At 52.5% G+C, this 20,068-nt stretch carries 14 protein-coding genes; 8 read left to right on the top strand and 6 right to left on the bottom strand.

Annotation, left to right across the window (positions count from 1 at the left end; genetic code table 11):
• The first annotated feature begins 2 nt into the window (after positions 1–2).
• From P8N76_12340 to P8N76_12320, 5 genes are all read left to right on the top strand, one after another.
• Positions 3–1,232 (top strand): FtsX-like permease family protein, encoded by a 1,230-nt coding sequence (locus tag P8N76_12340; protein ID MDG2382450.1) that lies wholly within the window; start codon positions 3–5, stop codon positions 1,230–1,232.
• A gap of 8 nt (positions 1,233–1,240) precedes the next feature.
• Complete coding sequence (locus P8N76_12335) at positions 1,241–1,915, top strand: ABC transporter ATP-binding protein (protein MDG2382449.1); 675 nt, start codon at positions 1,241–1,243, stop codon at positions 1,913–1,915.
• A gap of 66 nt (positions 1,916–1,981) precedes the next feature.
• The gene (gene modA / locus P8N76_12330) at positions 1,982–3,496 is read left to right on the top strand and encodes a molybdate ABC transporter substrate-binding protein (GenBank protein ID MDG2382448.1); all 1,515 of its coding nucleotides are present in this window, start codon (positions 1,982–1,984) and stop codon (positions 3,494–3,496) included.
• A complete protein-coding gene (locus P8N76_12325; GenBank protein ID MDG2382447.1) occupies positions 3,493–4,359 on the top strand; it encodes an ABC transporter permease in 867 nt (288 codons plus the stop codon). The genes modA and P8N76_12325 overlap by 4 nt, the downstream gene beginning before the upstream one ends.
• A gap of 18 nt (positions 4,360–4,377) precedes the next feature.
• The gene (locus tag P8N76_12320; protein ID MDG2382446.1) at positions 4,378–5,151 is read left to right on the top strand and encodes an SDR family NAD(P)-dependent oxidoreductase; all 774 of its coding nucleotides are present in this window, start codon (positions 4,378–4,380) and stop codon (positions 5,149–5,151) included.
• Positions 5,152–5,217: 66 nt separating this feature from the next.
• Here P8N76_12320 and P8N76_12315 read toward each other — a convergent pair whose 3' ends face one another.
• The 5 genes from P8N76_12315 to P8N76_12295 all read right to left on the bottom strand — a co-directional run bounded on the left by P8N76_12315 (position 5,218) and on the right by P8N76_12295 (position 8,937).
• Positions 5,218–6,000, bottom strand: a complete 783-nt coding sequence (locus tag P8N76_12315; protein MDG2382445.1) for a HesA/MoeB/ThiF family protein — start codon at positions 5,998–6,000, stop codon at positions 5,218–5,220.
• A gap of 16 nt (positions 6,001–6,016) precedes the next feature.
• The gene (locus tag P8N76_12310; GenBank protein MDG2382444.1) at positions 6,017–6,295 is read right to left on the bottom strand and encodes a MoaD/ThiS family protein; all 279 of its coding nucleotides are present in this window, start codon (positions 6,293–6,295) and stop codon (positions 6,017–6,019) included.
• On the bottom strand, positions 6,285–6,983 hold the full coding sequence (locus P8N76_12305; protein MDG2382443.1) for an ABC transporter ATP-binding protein: 699 nt from the start codon (positions 6,981–6,983) through the stop codon (positions 6,285–6,287). The genes P8N76_12310 and P8N76_12305 overlap by 11 nt, the downstream gene beginning before the upstream one ends.
• Positions 6,984–7,112: 129 nt before the next feature.
• Positions 7,113–7,874 (bottom strand): hypothetical protein, encoded by a 762-nt coding sequence (locus P8N76_12300; protein ID MDG2382442.1) that lies wholly within the window; start codon positions 7,872–7,874, stop codon positions 7,113–7,115.
• A gap of 43 nt (positions 7,875–7,917) precedes the next feature.
• The gene (locus P8N76_12295; GenBank protein MDG2382441.1) at positions 7,918–8,937 is read right to left on the bottom strand and encodes a nitrilase-related carbon-nitrogen hydrolase; all 1,020 of its coding nucleotides are present in this window, start codon (positions 8,935–8,937) and stop codon (positions 7,918–7,920) included.
• Between the two features lie 349 nt (positions 8,938–9,286).
• Here P8N76_12295 and P8N76_12290 point away from each other — a divergent pair, with 349 nt between their 5' ends.
• Together P8N76_12290 and P8N76_12285 are read left to right on the top strand one after the other, a co-directional pair.
• Complete coding sequence (locus P8N76_12290; protein ID MDG2382440.1) at positions 9,287–12,181, top strand: multiheme c-type cytochrome; 2,895 nt, start codon at positions 9,287–9,289, stop codon at positions 12,179–12,181.
• Complete coding sequence (locus P8N76_12285) at positions 12,162–14,021, top strand: CRTAC1 family protein (GenBank protein ID MDG2382439.1); 1,860 nt, start codon at positions 12,162–12,164, stop codon at positions 14,019–14,021. Before P8N76_12290 ends, P8N76_12285 begins: the two co-directional genes overlap by 20 nt.
• 431 nt (positions 14,022–14,452) lie before the next feature.
• On the opposite strand, the gene P8N76_12280 is transcribed toward P8N76_12285, so the two are convergent.
• Positions 14,453–16,432 carry a PEP-CTERM sorting domain-containing protein gene (locus tag P8N76_12280; GenBank protein MDG2382438.1) on the bottom strand — a complete coding sequence of 660 codons (1,980 nt, stop codon included), beginning with the start codon at positions 16,430–16,432 and terminating at the stop codon, positions 14,453–14,455.
• 1,325 nt (positions 16,433–17,757) lie between these two features.
• On the opposite strand from P8N76_12280, the gene P8N76_12275 reads away from it, so the two are divergent.
• Positions 17,758–19,779, top strand: a complete 2,022-nt coding sequence (locus P8N76_12275; protein ID MDG2382437.1) for a PEP-CTERM sorting domain-containing protein — start codon at positions 17,758–17,760, stop codon at positions 19,777–19,779.
• The last annotated feature ends 289 nt before the right edge of the window (positions 19,780–20,068 follow it).

Below are 20,068 nucleotides of genomic sequence, written 5' to 3'. Positions count from 1 at the left end.
CAATGAATGTGTTTCGATTGGTGTGGAAAGAGATTTGGCACCGCAAGCTGAATTTCTTCGTCAGTTTTCTGGCAATTCTAATACTGGTTGCCTACTCGGTCAGTTCCTTGACCCTCATCCATGCACAGCGGGAGCGACTTCAACAACGGGTCACTGCCCTGGATAATGAAATTCGAAAGATCACGAAATCGCTCGGTTTCAATATCAACATTTTGCCCGCCGACCAAAATCTTGCCGACTTCCATGCCAATGACTTCGGTGAAAAGACGATGCCGTTCGAGTATGTTCAGCGGTTAGCGGATAGTAAACAGATCGTCACCATCAACCATCTTCGTCCGGCGCTGATCCGCAAAATCGAATGGGAGGAGCAGGGACGCCAAATCGTATTAATGGGCGTCGCCGGTGTCGTTCCTTGGACGCATCGAACAAATCCCAAAAAACCAATGACCGAAGCGGTTCCGGCCGGAACCATCAATTTGGGACACGTGCTGGCGAATCAAATTGGCGTCACACCGGGAGACACCACCGAGCTGAATGGCACCCGGGTATCGGTCAACAAAGTCTACCCGCCACGGGGAACCAAAGATGACATTACCGTTTGGATTGACTTGAACGCCGCTCAAAAGATGCTGGCTTTACCTGATCGCATCAACTTGATCCAAGCCTTGGAATGCAATTGCGCCTCGATTGACCGCTTGGCAGAAATTGAAGCAGAGATCAGCAAAGTCCTGGGGAGTGACGTCCAGGTCATCGAATTGGCCACCAAAGCGATCGCTCGTGCTCGAGCTCGTGAAGACGTGAAGGCCGAAGGGCAAGAACTGGTCCAACGAATGCAGAGCCGAGCTACTTTACAATTAGTCCTGCTTTTGGTCGTCAGTTCACTGCTGATTGGCTTAGTCGCATTGGCCAATGTTCGCGAACGGAGGCAGGAAATTGGCATCCTTCGAGCACTCGGAAGCTCAACGAGCTCCATCATGACGATGTTTTTGGGAAAAGCCTTGTTGATCGGCTTCTTCGGCGCCGTTGGTGGCTATCTGATCGGACTCGCCATCGCCTTCCAATTAGAAGCCGGCACCGCCGATGAATTACGTTTTTCCTTCTCGGCTCTCTTTGATAGCGAACTGTTTTTGGCTGCCATCGTCATTGCACCAACCGTGGCAACGCTGGCCAGCTGGGTACCGGCAGTACTTGCGGCCAATAGCGACCCGGCGACCATTCTATCCCAGGAGTAAGCAACGGGATGATTGCACAACTCGATCGAGTCTCCAAAACCTATACAGATCATTCCGTCGCCGCGTTACAGGACGTGTCGTTGCAGCTCGATGCCGGCCAATTCGTTGCAATCTGTGGGCCGAGTGGGTGTGGTAAGTCAACTTTACTGTTGACTCTTGGTGGCTTATTGAGGCCCGACCAGGGCGAAGTTCGTATCAACGACACCGAAATCTACGAGATGAGCAGTAATGAGCGTGCCGCTTTCCGAGCAAATCAAATTGGATTTGTGTTCCAACAATTCCACCTCGTACCCTACCTGTCCGTACTTGAAAACGTGCTGGCCGCACAAATCGGTCTGCCAACCAAGAATCCAACGGCACGAAAGCAGGCCGAAGATTTGTTGACTCAGTTTGGCTTGACCGATCGTCTCCTGCATCGCCCAGGGCAACTGTCGACAGGTGAGCGTCAACGCACCGCAATGGCTCGTGCTTTATTGAATCAACCCAACCTGATTCTCGCCGACGAACCGACCGGTAATCTGGACGAAGTCAATGCCGAACTCGTCCTTGATGAATTAGCTCAATTCGCTGCTCAAGGCGGTGCGGTTCTCCTGGTGACCCATGATGCGAATGCAGCAGCGCGGGCAACCTCACAAATTCACCTCAGTGCCGGTCAAGTTTGCGAAACGACCCCCCAGTCCTGAACAAGTGGGAAATTTTCCCAGCGTCGATGACGGTATCCGCAACGAGCAATAAAGGGAAGTTTACGAATGAGATTTCGATTCGGTTGGATCGTCGCTGCCTCCGCGCTCCTAATCGTAGGCTTAATTGCTGCGATCAAATTAGGCAGTGACTCGCGCACCGAGATCGGAGCCGAACCCCTGCGTTTCTATTGCGCTGCTGGAATCCGAAAACCGGTTCAGGAAATCATCGCCGAATATGAAGCCGAATACGGCATTCCGGTGGAATCATCCTACGATGGGTCAGGAAGACTTTTGAGCGAAATCCGTGCCGCTGACGGTGGAGATCTCTACTTGGCAGCTGACGTCGCTTACACCGAAGAAGCTCGCTCGTTTGGAATCATCGATGAAGTAGCCAACATTGCGGAACAACGGCCGTGTCTCGCTATTCGTAAAGACAGCGGGCTCCAGGGAATTACGCTTCAGGATTTGGCAGCCGGAACCCATCGACTGAGTGTCGCCGATCCCAAATCTGCGGCGATCGGCCGAGCCGCTCGAAAGATGCTGGCAGAAACCCAGGTGAACGGAGTCTCGATTTGGGATCCGATTTTCGAAAAAGCGACCGTTGTCCGCCATACGGTCAACGAGATCGCAAACGACATCAAATCAGGGGCCGCTGATGTCGGCATCATTTGGGATGCGACTGCCGCCCAATACGAGGAACTCACCGTTGTACCCGTGTCGCAATTTGAAGGAAGCCCTCAACAGATCGTTATCTCGGTGCTGACTGCCAGCAAGCAGCCGACACGCGCCTTACATTTCCTCCGCTATTTAACGTCGCAAGATCGGGGTCTAACAAACTTCAAGAAGTACGGCTACGATACGGTCGCAGGAGACGTCTGGTCAGAATCACCAGAAGTACGGCTTTTCACGGGCGGACTCATGCATCCGGCAATTCAAGAGACGATCACCACGTTTGAACAACGAGAAGGCGTTCGCGTCCTGCAAACACCAAACGGTTGCGGAATACTCGTAAGCCAAATCCGAGCTGGCGAACACCCTGATCTCTATTTTGCCTGCGACACTAGTTTCATGATGAAAGTCGAAGATGTTTTCCCTCAATGGGAAGATTTGTCCAGGACTGAAATGGTCATGGTAGTAAATCCAGAAACAGCAAAAGAGCTCAACATCTCGTCACTGAACGACTTGGCGACCAAGCCATTGAAGATTGGCCTTTGCGACCCCGAACACAGTGCCTTAGGCGATCTCACCAGACAGCTGCTTCGACAACGCAATCTGTGGGCCACCGTGCAACCCAAGGTACTCGACTGGCCAAGTACTGCAGATCGACTCGTCGAAAGCGTGGTCATTGACGGCCTGGATGCGGCAATCGTTTATCGCGCTAATACGATCCGACAAAAAGACGCTTTGGTGGTCATCGATATCGACAGCCCTCGCGCTACCGCGATTCAACCGATCGCGGTCGCGAAAGATAGTTCCTTTCCCAATCTGATGGGTCGCTTGATTCGCAAACTCAAGTCCGCAGATTCAAGACAACAATTCGAATCACGAGGCTTTCGCTGGATCGGGGGCAGTACCCTGTGAACGCTGAAACAGACAACAACTCAGACCATGAGCAGGATCATTCCCTTTCTCCTTGGAAAGCAGAAAACAGTCTTTGGACGGACGGACCATTCTTAGCGGGACTGGTCATCCTCTCTTCGTTTTACATTCTGCTGATTGGTGCCATGCTGTCGGCGGATATTTTGTTCGCCAGTTCACGCCCGCATGCAGTCATTGATACTCTCAAAACTCCCGAAATTCGATATGCGGTCTGGCTGAGTCTATTGTCTTGCTCCATCACCGCTATTCTGTCATTGTGGGTCGCCATTCCCATTGGCTACCTGATGTCACGATTTCAGTTTCCGGGAAAATCGCTGCTCGACTCGATACTCGACATTCCTATTTTCCTACCTCCCTTGGTGATTGGTTTAAGTTTGCTGATTCTTTTCCGGCAGACACCTTTGCGAATACTTGATGACTATTTTGGCATCGCTTTCCACGTTCCGGCTGTCATTCTTGCCCAGTTTTCGGTCGCAAGTGCATTTGCCGTCCGGACGCTTCGATCAACGTTCGACACCGTTTCTCCTCGCGTCGAACAGGTTGCACTCACACTCGGCTGCAGTCGCTCTCAAGCATTTTTCGCAGTCGTCATTCCGCAATGCTGGCGTGGCATCATGACGGCCGGCATTTTGGCCTGGGCTCGAGCGCTCGGTGAATTCGGTCCGATCTTGGTTTTCGCTGGCTCCACACGCCGCCGTACCGAAGTCTTGCCGGTAAGCGTCCACATGGAACTAAGCATTGGAAATATTGAGGGAGCGGTCGGCGTTTCCCTGTTGATGGTCGTTATTGCCCTTTCCGTCCTCATCGTCGTAAGACTACTGAGCGGACAGGAAAAAATTTGGTAAGGGAAGTTCGGAACGCATATGAGCGATACCTTCGTCGCATTCGTTACAGGGGCAAGCAAAGGCGTAGGCCGAGGGATAGCCATTGGTCTCGCAAAAGCCGGCTGGGACGTGGCCATCAACTATTGCAATGATCAAGCCGGTGCTGAACAAACAGCTGCTGTCGTGTCCAAGGCGGGTCGTAACGCTTGGCTCGTCAAAGGCGATGTCGGGTATTCCGAGCAGGTAACGGCTATGTTTGCACAGTTGGCACCGCAGGCCGGTCGCCTGCGGCTAGTTGTCAACAACGCCGGTGTGCAGACGTGGGCATCTCTCCTTGAACTTCAGGAAGAAGATTGGGACCGGGTTATCCGCACCAACTTAAAGGGTACATTTCTCTGCACTCAGGCAGCTGCTCGGATCATGATCCAACATGATGGTGGTTCGATCATCAACATTGGTTCAGGCGCCAACAAGCGACCGTTTCCGAATTTGGTCGATTACGGCGCATCGAAAGGCGGTATCGAACGTCTAACCCAGGTAGCGGCTGTGGAATTGGGTCCCAAAGGGATTCGAGTTAACTGTGTGGCACCTGGCGCAATCGAGATTGAGCGTACCCAAGACGAATCCGAGGATTATGCTGGCACTTGGGCGCCGATCACACCCGCACGACGCATTGGCGTTCCTGCTGACGTTGCCGAGGCAGTTGTCTTTCTGGCAAGCGAACACGCAAGTTTCATTACAGGCCAAACCGTCTATGTGGACGGTGGATTGTTCACACAAGCTCCATGGCCCTATCCGCCGAAAGACTCCTAATTTTTCTGCGGCGGTCGCCTTCTCGCATACCGATCGATAACGGTACATCCAACGACCGTTCGACTTTTATTCGTAATCGGTCGCCGAGCAAGAGGCGTCGTCGACGGAACGACATTCGCAATCATCGCGTCGTCGCAACTCCACCTGGCGGAACTGCATTGTACGCAAATCTGCCATCAGCATTCGACCTTCCATCGTTCGCCCGAAGCCGGCGATCAACTTGATGGCTTCCACGGCTCCCAAGCAAGCCACCGCCCCAGACACGGCGCCGAATACAGGAAATTCACGACGCCATGCGGCGGGTTGCTCCGGAAAGAGACATCGCACACAAGCCGTCTTACCCGGCAGATAGGTAAAGAGATGGAATTCCATGTCGTACATTGCACATTCCACCAGCGGCTTTCCATACTTGATCGCAGCACGATTCATCGCGAAGCGTTCCGCAAACAGGGGAGCACAGTCAACCACCACATCGGCTTGTTCAACCAACGCATCCACATTTTCGGCATTCACGTTTTCAGGCACTGCCAGAATTTCAAGCCGCGGATTGAGCTCGAGTAATCTTCGCTTCGCAGATTCGATGCGTGGGCGTCCTAACCAGTCATGCGTCATCAACAGCTGTCGGTTTAAATCGCTCGGCTTCACATTCCCTGCATGAGCCAGGATTAAGCGTCCAACGCCTGCTGCCGCCAATTCGTACGCCACCACGCCTCCTAGACCGCCCAGCCGCGACACCATCACGGTGGCATCTTTCAGCTTTTGCTGTCCCTCTTCACCAAAATCTGGCACCCACATTTGCCATTCATAAACCGCTTTTTCATGCTCTGAAAGAGTCCGCTCATGAGTCATGCAATCTTCTCCGACCTCATCCGCCACTGATGGCCGACAGCAAGGTTATTGTGGCCCCATCATGCAGGACGACGTCATTTGAAAACTCGACCTGACAATCGTCCACACAAACAATGATCGCGGGTCTTAACCTCCCCTGCGCATCGAGCACATGTTCCGTAAACGGTTGTCCGTGGGTCGATGCCAAACAAGAAAACAATTCTGGCAAGGTACAACCGTCCGCCGCCGACACTTCTTCCTCAGCGAGGCCGAGTGCCACCTTCAATTGCGTCGTGTACTGAAGCTTAATCTTCACTGCTTGGCTCCTGAGATGAGCTTTGCTCAATTCGTTCCGCAGCGGAAAGAAGACTTGTGGTCACTTTTCCTTGCTCGATGCGAAGCAACCGGTCGGCCAAGACTCGTGATTCTTCTCGGCTGTGCGTTACGTGCAGCGCCGTCACTTGCAATTCATCGCGAACCCGTTTCAAAACAGAGAACATATGCTCTTTCGTTTCTTCATCCAAAGCACTAAGAGGCTCGTCCATGAGTAGCACGGACGGTCGGAATGCGAGAGCTCGTCCTAGCGCCACGCGTTGACGCTCACCGCCACTGAGATGCTTCGGATAACGTTTCAACAATCCATCCAGTTCAAGCAATCCCGCGATCTCCGTCACGCGTTGACGAATGGACTCGGAGGCAACACGTCTGACCTCCAGAGCAAATGCCAAATGCTGCTGAACGGTCATCGTATCGAACAATGCTCCGTCCTGAGGTACGTAACCAATTCCCCGGGCAGCCGGCTTCATTTGCGTCACGTCTCGATCAGCAAGTCGAATTTGTCCACTCACAATCGGCCGCAAGCCGCAGATTGCCTCCAGGATTGACGTCTTCCCGCTACCCGTTTTGCCCATCAACACGGCATATTCACCAGTGGGCACGTCAAAGGAGATGCCAGTGAGCGAGAAATCTCCAAAGCGTAATTTCAGATTGGAAATGGATATCACTAGCGCAAGTTCGTTTCGATAAAGCGACGATCGGTCGACAGCTACAATTCAAAGGGTGCTGCTGCAGGAAACTGCAACCCAAATCTACTCGGCCCCAGTTTACTACAGCCGAGGGGCGCGAGGAACCGGCTATTCGAACAACTCGACCCAGCGGTAAAACCCAAGCGACAGGGTAGACAGCAAATTAACGCCTATCGCGGCATAAAACCGACGACTCGCCTTGGGTGAGATTTTCGCAACCCCGAAACCAACACGAACTAACAGAGCCATCGAATAAATGTTCACCAACGGCGGACAAAGGAACAATCCCATAATCGCAGCCCGCCAGGCTCGCATCACCATTTCATCTGCGGCTTGAGCCGAATTCTCGACCACAATTCGGGTTGGATCGTGAGCGGCAACCGAAGCGGCAACGGCCTGACCGGAGGCATTGCTTGCCACTTCCATCGACTCAGCGGGCGAACGAGTAATGGCAAGCGGTGGACAATCTTGCGACTCATCCTCAAGATCAACTCCCGCAATGCCGACCGTTGCGAGCGTAGGCTGAAATCCCTGATCCTCGACCTCGCCACGAGATTTCGAACACGACCAGCAAACGTCAAATCCGGGATCTACAATCTCCTCACAAGATTCACATCGCCAAAACTGAGAAAGGTCTGACCCAACTTCAGGAGTGAGATGGGCTAACAAAATCGCTCGCGCTTTGCTCGCATCAGCCGAGTGGACTTGAAGTTTCGCACCGCCTCCGGCAACGTTTAAACGCCACAACGCACTGGCCACACTCGATTCGTGCACCACTGCGGTAATGCCTCGCCTTTCCAACTGATTGCGAAACACGTAGGCATCCGCCACTTGGTCAAACGTTGCGATATTGATTAGCCGAATTGCCATAGGACCAAATTAGCATATTAAATGTCCCTGCGGGTCTCATTCGTCAGTCGTTTGCCCGCTCGTCTTGGTCGCCCGCCAGGGAAGATCGACCTTTCCGCATGCGTTTTTCGTTTTCCTCGATCACCGGCGGCTGTTGAAATGACTCAGCTGGATAGTAATTCTGCTGATAACGAGAATAAGCTTCCATTCTCAACTGAGACAGCATGTGATGCCCTCGACGCCGCTTGCGTTCATGCCGCAAGGCGGCAAGATCGATCGGCCCCACCACGATCTGTTCCCCCGGACCTGGATTTGCCTGCGAGAGAATCCGGCCATCGTAGTCGACAATCATACTGCCACCGGGCCAACTAAACGGAGGATAATTCGCCGCGCTCGATCCCTGATTGCAAGCGACGACGTAGGCCAGATTTTCAATGGCACGCACTCGATTGATCGATGTCCACCAATCCATCGGCTGCTGGGTACCCCACGGATCCATGTAAGCCGATACGCGCACGATGACTTCAGCGTTGGCAAGCCCGAGTTGCCGTATCGCTTCCGGAAACAGCCAGTCATAGCAAATCGCAGCACCGATCCGTCCGATCGGTGTCTCTGCCACGGGGAATAGGGGCTCATCGTATCCCTCTAAATCATGCGGACTCGTGTGCACCTCCCAGGGTACCCAGGTATGGACTTTTCGATACTTGGCCAAAATCCCATCCGGTCCGATCAAACAAGTCGTGTTAAACACATGTCCGGGCCAACGATCATCTAACTCGAGAAAGGATCCCGTCTGCACATAAATCCCCAAGTCACGACATTTCGCCTGGTAACGGTCGGTATGCTCGTTTGGAATCGGCACGGCCAAGCGAGCATGAAGCTTGTCCACCGTGGGAAAAATTGGGGCGGCGTGCGCGAATTCCGGAAACGTCACCAATCGAATATCAAAAAACGGCTCGTAACCAATGACGGCGTTATCAATCATTGCCAACATCCGGTCGACCCGACCACAAATTTCATTGCGACTCGTGGGATGCGGCATATCAAGCTGACATGCCGCTGCGTAGTAACGTTCGCGATTCATAACAGAGGTTCTCTGAAACAGGGCTCGAAAGCGTTGCTGACGATCTTAGTAACCGGGTCGCACCCTGGCCAGGGGTCCCGCTGACGGCGCTGATTATGCCACCTTTGCGGATCAAGGACAGCGACATAGTACCAAAGTGTCCTTTCACGACCGCAGGGGCATTCAGTGCGGCTCTGACAGGAGGTCGAAGCCGTATGATAGGTTTGACACCGCACCCGGCCTAGAATAGTCTGAAACTGAAGAGGCGGTTTGTCCACGACCCGACCCAACTTAGGCGTTCGCCCATCGTTCGGATCCCGGGAGTTACCGCCCTCGATCCCTTCTTTCGAGGAATCCACTGAAGCCACCGATGGCCACTTCTCGAAGCTCCACCGACAACCGACGACCGCCCTATCAACCGGCGGTGACTCCCGCCTTGCGCCGACTCCTCGGTGTGCTGTTGTTGCTGGTCGCCCTGATTGGTGCGAATTCCCTTTACTTGGTGACCGTCACCTGCATTGAAGAGTTAACTTCTCGAAGCTATCAAAACTTTTTTTATCAATACATGTTCTTGGCGCATTTGGTGTTGGGTTTGGTACTGATAGCTCCGTTTCTCATCTTTTCATTTTATCATATGCGGAACACATGGCGGCGCAAGAACCGTCGTGCAGTCCGAATGGGTTACGCACTATTTTTCGCCAGCCTGATCCTATTAGCGACCGGTCTCTTGTTAACGCGGGCTGGCCCGCTGGAAATTCGCTCTCCGACGACACGCCAGTTTTTTTATTGGCTTCACGTTCTGAGTCCCTTAGTAATCCTTTGGTTCTACTGGCTTCACCGTTTGGCAGGACCACCTATCAAGTGGAAACTCGGAATCGGCTATCTTGCGGCAGCAGGAGCCACTTGTATCGTGATGATCGCCATGCACAGTTCAGATCCCAGAGGCTGGTATCAAGTGGGTTCAAAAACAGGAGAAACCTATTTTGAGCCTTCCTTGGCACGAACGGACACGGGGAAATTCATCCCGCAAGAAGTTTTAATGAACGACCAGTACTGCAAGGAATGTCACGCCGACAGCCATGCCGACTGGGCCCAAAGTGCTCACCGATTCAGCTCATTCAACAATCCGGCCTATCTTGTCAGTGTGCGCGAAACGCGAGATGTCTCTTTGCAAAAGGACGGAGACACGAAACGAGTACGATGGTGCGCAGGCTGCCACGATCCTGTCCCATTTTTTTCCGGTCAATTGGATAATCCTCAATTCAATGACGTTGATAATCCAACCGCTCATGCAGGGATTACATGCACCGTCTGCCATGCGATTACCAACGTCAACAGCCCCCGAGGAAATGCTGATTACACCATCGAAGAACCCCTCCATTATCCGTTCGCTTTCAGCAAGAACCCAGCTTTAAAATGGGTCAACAAACAACTCGTCAAGGCAAAACCGTCCTTTCACAAAAAGACCTTTCTCAAACCCTTCCACCAAGAAGCTGATTTCTGTTCGGTCTGCCACAAAGTCCATCTTCCTGAAACGGTAAACGACTACAAATTCTTGCGTGGCCAAAACCATCATGATTCATTTCTACTCAGTGGAGTATCCGGACACGGGGCGCGAAGTTTTTACTACCCCAAACGGGCGGAACAAAATTGCAACGGCTGCCACATGCCGCTGAAACCGTCTGACGACTTTGGTGCCAAGCCGTTCGACACAACGACTGTCCCGAGTATCCATAACCATTTATTTCTCGGAGCGAACACGGCGTTACCGCATTGGCATGGCCACACTCAGGTTTTAGAAGCCCATCAAGACTTCCTCAAAGATTGCGTGCGTGTTGACATCTTCGGCCTCCGTGAAGGTGGCACAATTGAAGGAAAGTTAGTTGCACCATTGCGTCCCGATCGACCGCAACTGGAGCCGGGCAAACGTTATTTACTGGAAGTGGTAATTCGCACGCTCAGCCTGGGACACCACTTCACCCAGGGCACCGCCGACTCGAACGAAATTTGGCTAGAGATCATTGCTCGTCAAGAAGGAAAAATCGTCGGCCGCAGTGGACAACTCGACCAACAGAGTGAAGTCGATCCTTGGAGTCATTTTGTCAACGTATTCATGCTTGACCGTGAAGGTTATCGAATCAATCGCCGTAACGCTCAGGACATCTTCATTCCACTTTACAACCATCAAATTCCACCGGGGGCCGGTCAGACCGTACACTATGGTCTCGACGTACCGGTGGGCAGCACGGCACCACTGGAAATTGAGGTCAAGCTTCAATATCGAAAATTCAACCAAGAATATATGCGTATCGTTGCCAAGCACTTATCCTTGGAGGATCCATCGATTGGACAGGAGGCCACTCCCGATCGATATCACAACGACCTACCGATCACGACTTTAGCGGAAGATCGCATCTTGCTGCCCGTCGTCGGGGGGACCGCATCGGCTGACCAAATCCAAGCCTTCGAGAGTCCGAATAGGATTCCCGTTTGGCAGCGATGGAACGACTACGGGATTGGATCATTACTAAAAGGAAAAGCTGAGCTTCGCCAAGCGTCCGAAGCCTTTGAACAAGTCGCCAAATTGAATCGGTACGACGGCCCTCTTAACCTGGCTAGAGTTTTGTTTCGTGAAGGGCGATTGGACGAAGCAACGACTGCAATTCGACAAGCCGCCCAGCACACCAACCCGCCTCCACCTGCTTGGACGCTCGCCTGGCTAAGCGGTTTAGTCAATCGACAACAAGGAAGGCTTGACGAGGCCGAAGAAAACTTCCGAAGCATCCTCGAAGAACGCACGCAAGAACAGATTGACCGAGGCTTTGACTTCAGCCAGGATTACGAGATCATTAATCTGCTCGGTCAGACGCTGTTCGAGAAATCGCGGGCAATGCGAGGTGAAAGTCGGCGAGCCGAAAAAGATCAACTCATTGACGAATCCATTACATGGTTTCAAAGAACGCTCGTCATTGACCCTGAAAACGTGACAGCTCATTACAATTTGCAATTACTTTACGCTGCCAAGGGCGATGCGTCCCAGCAAACCCATCACCAACAGATGCACTTGAAATACAAGCCCGACGACAACGCCCGCGACCGGGCCGTCGCTGCCGCACGACAACGTTATCCAGCGGCCAATCATGCCGCCAACGCCGTAGTGGTTTACGACCTTTTACGAAGCATCTCCCCATCCCCACCTACGGCATCAACTGATGCTCTTCGCCTTCCAGAGCGGGAACCTGTCCTTGAAGCCTCCACCCCCTAGTGAACTGACGAACGATCCAACCGACGTCGGCCGTTCAGACGATGCCGTTATTGGACGCGCCTTCCGACGATCCTTCATAATCATTATTGGCTTGGTGGTTGTCGTGGGAGCAATCGTGATCTATTTGAACCGCGATCCAGAGGTCGTCGCGGATACAGATCCGACGATCACGCTGCCGGAGGTACGAGATGTTCAATCTGCGCCAGTTCCTCCAACACCGTTCACCGACATCACCCAAGCCGCCGGCCTGACGTTCCTGCACGAAAACGGTGCTACCGGTGAGAAACTCTTACCGGAGACGATGGGCGGCGGCTGCGCGTTTCTCGATTTTGATCATGATGGCGACCAAGATATCTTGCTGGTCAATTCACAACGTTGGCCCTGGGACTCACGAGGTGAGAACCCAGAAGCGACAACTCGACTCTACGCCAACGACGGTGATGGCAATTTCCAGGACGTCACCGAAACCGCGGGTCTGGCAACACGCATGTTCGGTATGGGTGTCGCCGTGGGCGACTACGACAACGATGGCTTCGTCGACGTTTATTTGACAGGAGTCCACCAAAACCGTTTGTTTCAAAACCAAGCTGGCACCTTTGTGGACGTGACTGAAAGCATGGGCGTTGCTGGCGATGACGACCGCTGGAGCACAAGCAGCGGCTGGATCGATTTCGATAATGATGGCGATCTGGACCTGTTCGTTTGCAACTATGTCCAATGGACACGGGAAATCGACGCAGCACAAGATTTTCAACTCACAGGAATCGGACGAGCGTATGGTCCGCCAACGTCGTTTGCCGGGGCACAACCGTACTTATTCCGGAATGATGGCGATCACTTCACCGATATATCCGCCAGCAGTGGCGTTGAACAGATTAACTCCACAACAGGCGTTCCGTTAGCGAAAAGCCTGGGCATCGCACCAATCGACCTCAACCGCGATGGCTGGATCGATTTAGTGGTCGCCAATGACACAGTCCGCAACCTTATTTTCATTAACCGACGAGACGGAACTTTTGATGAAATTGCGATTGACGCAGGCGTCGCATTTGATGCACAAGGAAAGGCTCGTGGCGCAATGGGAATTGACGCCGCTCAATTTCGAAACGATGACTGCATTGGGATTGCAATCGCGAACTTCGCCAATGAAATGACCGGCCTCTACATCTGCGACAATCAGTCTCTCCTATTCACCGACGATGCGATTCCCACAGGTCTCGGGCCGCCCACCCGATCGGACCTTTCCTTTGGACTTTGCTTCCTAGACGTTGATCTGGATGGCCGTCTGGACCTACTTGCAGCGAGCGGTCATCTTGAAACCGAAATTAACAGCGTGCAGTCCAGTCAACATTATCAACAACCGACACGGTTATTCTGGAATGCAGGCGAGAGCGGATCTTCCGAATTCGTCGCCATGACTTCTCAACAATTGGGGGACCAGTTCGGCACTCCGATCGTCGGCCGCGGCGCTTCCTTCGCAGATATTGATCAAGATGGTGATCTCGACGTCTTGCTGACTCAAATCGGTGGATCCCCTTTGCTTTTGCGAAACGACCAAGATCTAAACCACAACTTTTTGCGGTTAAAGCTGATTGGTCGTCATTGCAACCACGATGCCATTGGAGCCCGCGTGATAGTCAACTTAGACTCAAATCGAAAACTGATCCGATCGGTGATGCCGACTCGCAGCTATCTCTCTCAAGTTGAGCTGCCAATTACTTTTGGATTAGGAAAGTCAGATCAGGTGAAATCCGTCGAAATTGAATGGCCCGACGGTCAACATCAAACCGTCAAGGGGATACAAATTAATCAACTGCACGTGATTGAGCAGCCGAACTAACCGCCCCTGATCGAGCTCCGCTGAGACGACAGCACGCCAGCTCATCAACAACCGCAAGGTCTACTTTCTGTTGAACGGATGCAATTCCCATGAATCCATCCGTCTCAATTTTCTTCAACCATCAGCCAGGTGGCCCTTAAGGATTGGCAACGCACGCTGAAGCTCGTCGTCGTGCGGATAACTTGACCTGGTCAAGATTCAAGTGGTGGAGGAGCGACCCGAACCCCCGACACACGGATTATGATTAGCCCACGGCAAATTTGACAAACGAACTGCACGGCAAAACGTGTGTCGTGTGCTTGTCAATTTGCGGTGAACAAGGCTCAGTTCAGCACCCGAGGTGTCGCGACACCCGGCTATCCACAACCCCTATGAGCGCATGAAAAACCACGGCGTTTAACCGGGGTCGTTGGTTGGTTATACGTCTCAAACTACCGCCGTCGCCTGACAGTCATCCCCAGCCCGGCCAGCATCGTCCAGATCAGAACCGTTGTCGTCGGCTCAGGAACGGCATTGGTAAACAAGGCCACATCGTTCCCGTCGCCACCACCGTAAGTGATGAACAGATCCTGACCGCCGAAGTTGCCGACCAGATCGCCTTCGCTCAGTCCATCGTATTGGCCCGAGAGGATTCCGCCGACGCGAAGGAAGTTGAACACGTTGCCACGGTCAAGGTCAAACCCGTCAATCAATTTGACATCCAACGTACCGGACAGTTCGGCGTCGCCCGTCACCTCCAGCCAGTCGTGTTCGGTAAGGGCTTTGTCCCCATCTCCATCGAACAAGCCGCCCAGTTCAATCTCTTTGCTCCCTTCAACCTTGAAATAATCGCCGTCAATCGTCATCACGCCAGCCGAGTTCCCCGGTTTGGTTTGGCCGTGGTCGGTGTAGCGACCTATGATGGTGCCACTACCGTTTAATGTACCGTTGTTGGTAAACTCTCCAACCCAAAACATGTCGATCGTGCCGTTGTTGGTCAGCGTGCCTTCGAGAGAGTTGTCCAGCGTGCCGTGGTTGAACAGGATGCCCTCGTTGACCAGCGCGCCGTCGTTGGTCAGCGTGCCGTTGTTGGTCAGCGTGCCGCCGGTTCCATTTTCTAGCGTCATCCCGGCCGCGTTGTTGAGATTACCGGTGGCGGTCATGTTGGCGTAATTGGCAAACGTGGTGCCCGACTCGAGATTGACCGTTCCCCCCACAAAGTTAGCGTTACTGGAATCCGCCAGGGCGAAGTAATAATCGTCGATATACGATTCGATCCGACCACTGGCATTGGTCAGCTTGCCACCAGTGTTGTCGAACGTAGATCCAGTCCGAAAGGTTAACGTACCGTTATTGGTCATTATGCCGTCGTTGCTCAGCGTGCCGCCGGTTCCATTTTCTAGCGTCATCCCGGCCGCGTTGTTGAGCGTGCCGGTGATGGTCATGTTGGCGTAATTGGCAAACGTGGTGCCCGACTCCAGATTGACCGTCCCCCTCACAAAGTTAGCGTTCTTGGAATCCACCAGGGCGAAGTAATGATCGTCGATATACGATTCGATCCGACCACCGGAATTAGTCAGCCTGCCACCAGTGTTGTCGAACGTAGAGCCAGTCCGAAAGGTTAACGTACCGCTATTCGTCATTATGCCGCCGTTGGTCAGCGTGCCGCCGGTTGCAGTTTCTAACGTATTCCCGTCCGCGTTTTTGAGATTGCCGTCGTTGGTGAAGGTGGAATGGTTAACAATTGCACCGTAATTTTCAAAAACGCCGACGTTGTTAAAAGCACCAAAATTTTCAATCGTTTTGGAATTCAAAAACCAACCGTTAAAGTCTTCCGCTCCATCGCTCCAGTTGTCAAACGTGGCACCTTGGTGGTTGATGAGCCTGCCGTCCTGATCATTTTGCCACCCCCCCTTGTTAACAACCCCACCATAGTTGTTGAACGTTCCGTTGTTATCGAAAATAGAATGTTGGTTTCCACCCGGTCCATATTCACCGTAGTAGTTGTCCAGCGTACCGTAGTTGTCGAATGTGGCCCCACTATTCACACCAAAAAGCGATCTGTTTTGGATCCAGCCGCGATTTACCAATTTATGGCCACTGACAAATTGCCCCCATTCATTGTTTTCAAGAACTCCGGTATCGGAGATTTCAATTTGGCCGAAGTTAAACACCCTGCTTTTCACTCCCAAATAGCCGTTGTTCACAAATCTACCGGATTCTTGGTTATTAAACCAAGCATGGCGTTCGATCGAGATCACACCGTTGTTTAAAAACTCTTCATTATTAAAAGCGTTATTTGACTGAACATTTATTAAATTACCCTCTGGATTCGGGTTGGGTGAGATCTTTTGCGGCGAGTCACGTTGCGCCGAGGTAACGGACGGGACCATCAACAGACAGACGGCGGCAAGGATGGTCAGATATTTCATTTGGTGTGGTTCCATGGAACTCTTTAATGAACCGGCCAAGTAATCAAAACGAAAACCACACGCTATCAAGAAAATTTCTGAAACCTACAGATCTACAGCCCTGTCTGCACGTAGCCCTGTGGATCTTTGGCGTGATTCAACTTTCCAGAAAAGGTATCTTCACGCCCCAAGAGGAATCTATCGCCAGCTTGGGCTACGGGGCAAATGGTCGGTGAAGCTTAACTGGAGAGCCACCGTAATTCTGGTGATGAATCAGAGTCGATTGGTCTGTAGAGCTGCAGGGGTGGGGGCACCTTCCAAGTGGTATCTCTTCATGGATAGGTACACACCCCAGATTTTTTTGTAGAAGAAAATTCTCTGGGGCAACATGCGGACGATCTCGCACAAGCATTATCTAACGGTGACCGATGCCCATTTTCAGCAGCAGTCGAAACTGGGGATAAACTGGGGACGCAAACGCCCGCACTGAGTCGCAAAAATATCCGGCACGGATCATTACGTGCGGGAAAACGCGTCATTTGCGGAGGTCGTGGCCATCCTGGAAGATGGCCGAGTAGCGGATAGGGCACGTTTCAGCGACGATGTCCACGTCGGAGCTTTCAGAGACAGTGAGATAGAAAGCCGGCAAATGGCCTGACGCTCCGAAATTGTCCGGAAGCTTTGTGTCCGCTCCTGAAACATCCCATCGTTAGACTTTACTCGCTTCTCAGGTGGGAACGTCAAGAACATCGATCTCCGCCTGTTGACTCCTAAAGGCGGGAAATCGCCAACCGGCCTCTCGCTTTTCTCGCTCGCAAAACTGACCGTGCTCAACACTTGGCTGCGTCCGCGGGTACAAACCGTTCCTAATTGCTATTTACGTTCTCGAAAAAGAACATCTCAAAAGACACCTCCGATTGATTGAGAGAAATCCACTGGAAACAGATCAACGTTCCGCGACAAGGAATAAGTCGTCACATTCCCTTAAATGCCATGAACGTCATGAGTTTCGTTAAGTTAACATTCAGCTTTCGAGAAGACCGTCGGCTTGGAGTAGGCGTCAGTGGTGCTCCTGTTTCATTTGTTAACATTTCGTCACATTGAACGATTGGTTCATTGACAAAAGAGGCGACTCATTTTATCGTCCAAACTGGTAGACGCTTTATCTACATGGTTAAAGATTCCTTCTCTAACCGGTGAAAATTCGTCACCGACGGAACCCCAGGGCACGGCCAGCAGATCATACATTCGTCGTGATTGCCGCAAAGCCCTGACAGCCGCACCACTCGATTTGCGGCACGCATCACCCCATCATCATTGACGTACTTCAGAAAAGAGGAACTGCTATGAGAGTGCCGACGTTACTTTTCGCCTGTGTGATCACGGCCGGGGTTTTGACACCCCTTACCGTCACCGCTCAGGCACCTAACTATTCGCAGGATTTTTCCGCGAATTTCCCGATCATCGACCCAGAAACGAATGGGTACGTCACCGTTGTTCTCACCAATGAAGATGGCGATTCAATTGTTCCCTTCGCCGACTTCGCCGTACCACTCATGCCGGCCTACACCGGACGCCATCAATTCGGCGCACGAACGGGCGGTGCAAATGCCAACCAAGAGGTTTCTGGTGTCACCAGTACCTACAGCCTGGGTGGCGTGGATACGGTTATTTCCTACGACGTTGACCCGTTCCCGGAAATCGGTGGGAACAACAACTACGAACCTCAGGAAGGCTTCGATGAGGGCTTGATCCTGCTGTCGGAAGACGGCGTAAACAGCGTTCAATCCGCCGTCGCTTGGGACCAGCAGTACGATGGCGATTACGACACGGTACAACACGACTTTGCTTTTCGTATCAGCGGGTTTGCCGATCCGGCCAACGACCAAGCTGACGGCATTGGCTGGTCGTATCTCGATAGCGAACAGCATGACACCGTTGGCGCAGTCGGCCCGGGTGTCTCTGAAGAACCCAACTACAGCGGTTCTTTGGGAGTCGGTTTCGACATTTGGGACAACGGCAATGAAGGCGGAAATTCGATTTCCGTACACTACAACGGTCGCGTCCTTGACAGCATTGCGATTGACGAAGGAACCACCGACCCGAACACGGGAGATGACTGGACCTTCAATTCTTTTGAAACGGACGAGATGATCACGGCTTCGATTATCGTCACGCCAGGGCAGGGTGGTGGTATCACTCAACCTGAACTGATTGGCGGATCTCCCTATTCCGCCTGGAACAAATCCGGTGCCGCACCGAGTTTGGTTCAGGTTGGCGGCGAAGCCAGCACCGAAGGTTATCTTCGGATCGCCGAAGAATCTGGTAGCGTCGCGAACGTCGTTGCCTTCGACTACGATGGCAGCGAAGCAACGGCAGACACCGTAGCAACTTTCAATTTCCGTGGCTTGACCTCGCCAGGAAGTAATCGAGCGGACGGAATGGCATTCCTACTCGTACCGACCGAACTTTACGATGATACGGGTGCCGATCTAATTGACTTTGGCCCCCACGAAGAACCCAATTTGGCGGGAGCCCTGGGCGTTGGCTTCGACACCTTCAATAACGATGGTGCCGATCAAGATGAACCTGAAGGGAATCCAAACGTCGGGAACCACATTTCTATCCATTACGATGGCGAGAAACTGGTGCAATTCGATCTGGACATCGACGATTTTGATCTTGTCACCGAAGATGCGGATGTTTGGCACACGGCAGAAGTGTTCGTCTCAGGCGATCAATTGACCGTCGTCCTGACCAACGGTGACGATGATTCAACGGTCGTCGTTTTTGATGAAGCCATCGACGGTCTCGACCAAATGGGTGTCGTGCGGCCTGCTTTCGCTGCTCGTACGGGCGGTGCCTTCGATAATTACGAAGTTGACAACTTCACTTACAACGATGGCTCGGTGACAAAACCAGGTGACTACAACGGAAATGGCTTGTTGGATGCCGACGATCTGGACATGCACGCCTCCATAGGCATCGCTAACCAGGATCTCGAATACGACGTCAACGAAGATGGTCAGGTCAACACGGCTGACCGCGTCATTTGGGTTAACGATTTAAAAAACACCTGGATGGGTGACGCCGACCTGAATGGCCAATTCGATAGTGGAGACCTCGTCACCGTATTTGCAGCCGCCAAGTACGAGACTGGCCAACAGGCAACTTGGGGACAAGGCGATTGGAATGGTGACCTCGAGTTCAGTTCCGGTGACTTAGTTACAGCTTTCAGCAATGCTGGCTATGAAGGTGGAGAACGACCCGGTGGTCCAAATCCAGCAACAGCGGTTGTCCCCGAACCTTCCAGCATCGTTTTGTTGCTGATCGGTTCGCTGCTAATGCTCCGAATTCGTCGATCGTAGTTGCAGCTGATTAAAAATTAATAACGGGAGGCCCCAATGGGCCTTCCGTTTTTTTTTGATTTTTTCATCTGTCTACCCAACGAACCGTCGTGCCAGACGAACGGCTCGAACGACTCCACCCTCACGGAAATTACAAATAGCCCCCGATCATTCGTCGCCCGAAAGGGTCCAAAATGGGAAATGATCAATGACTCATCGGCTCCATTTAAGCGGTCTCTACAAATCCCTCTAAGAGGAAACCGGCTAAGTGTCGATTGACCATCGCGTCTAGCAGGACGGAGTCGCGCCC

It is taken from the genome of Pirellulaceae bacterium, assembly GCA_029243025.1.
Taxonomy (GTDB): Bacteria; Planctomycetota; Planctomycetia; order Pirellulales; family Pirellulaceae.
Note: the sequence above shows the minus strand (reverse complement) of the source record. Positions and strands in the feature narration are given on the sequence as shown.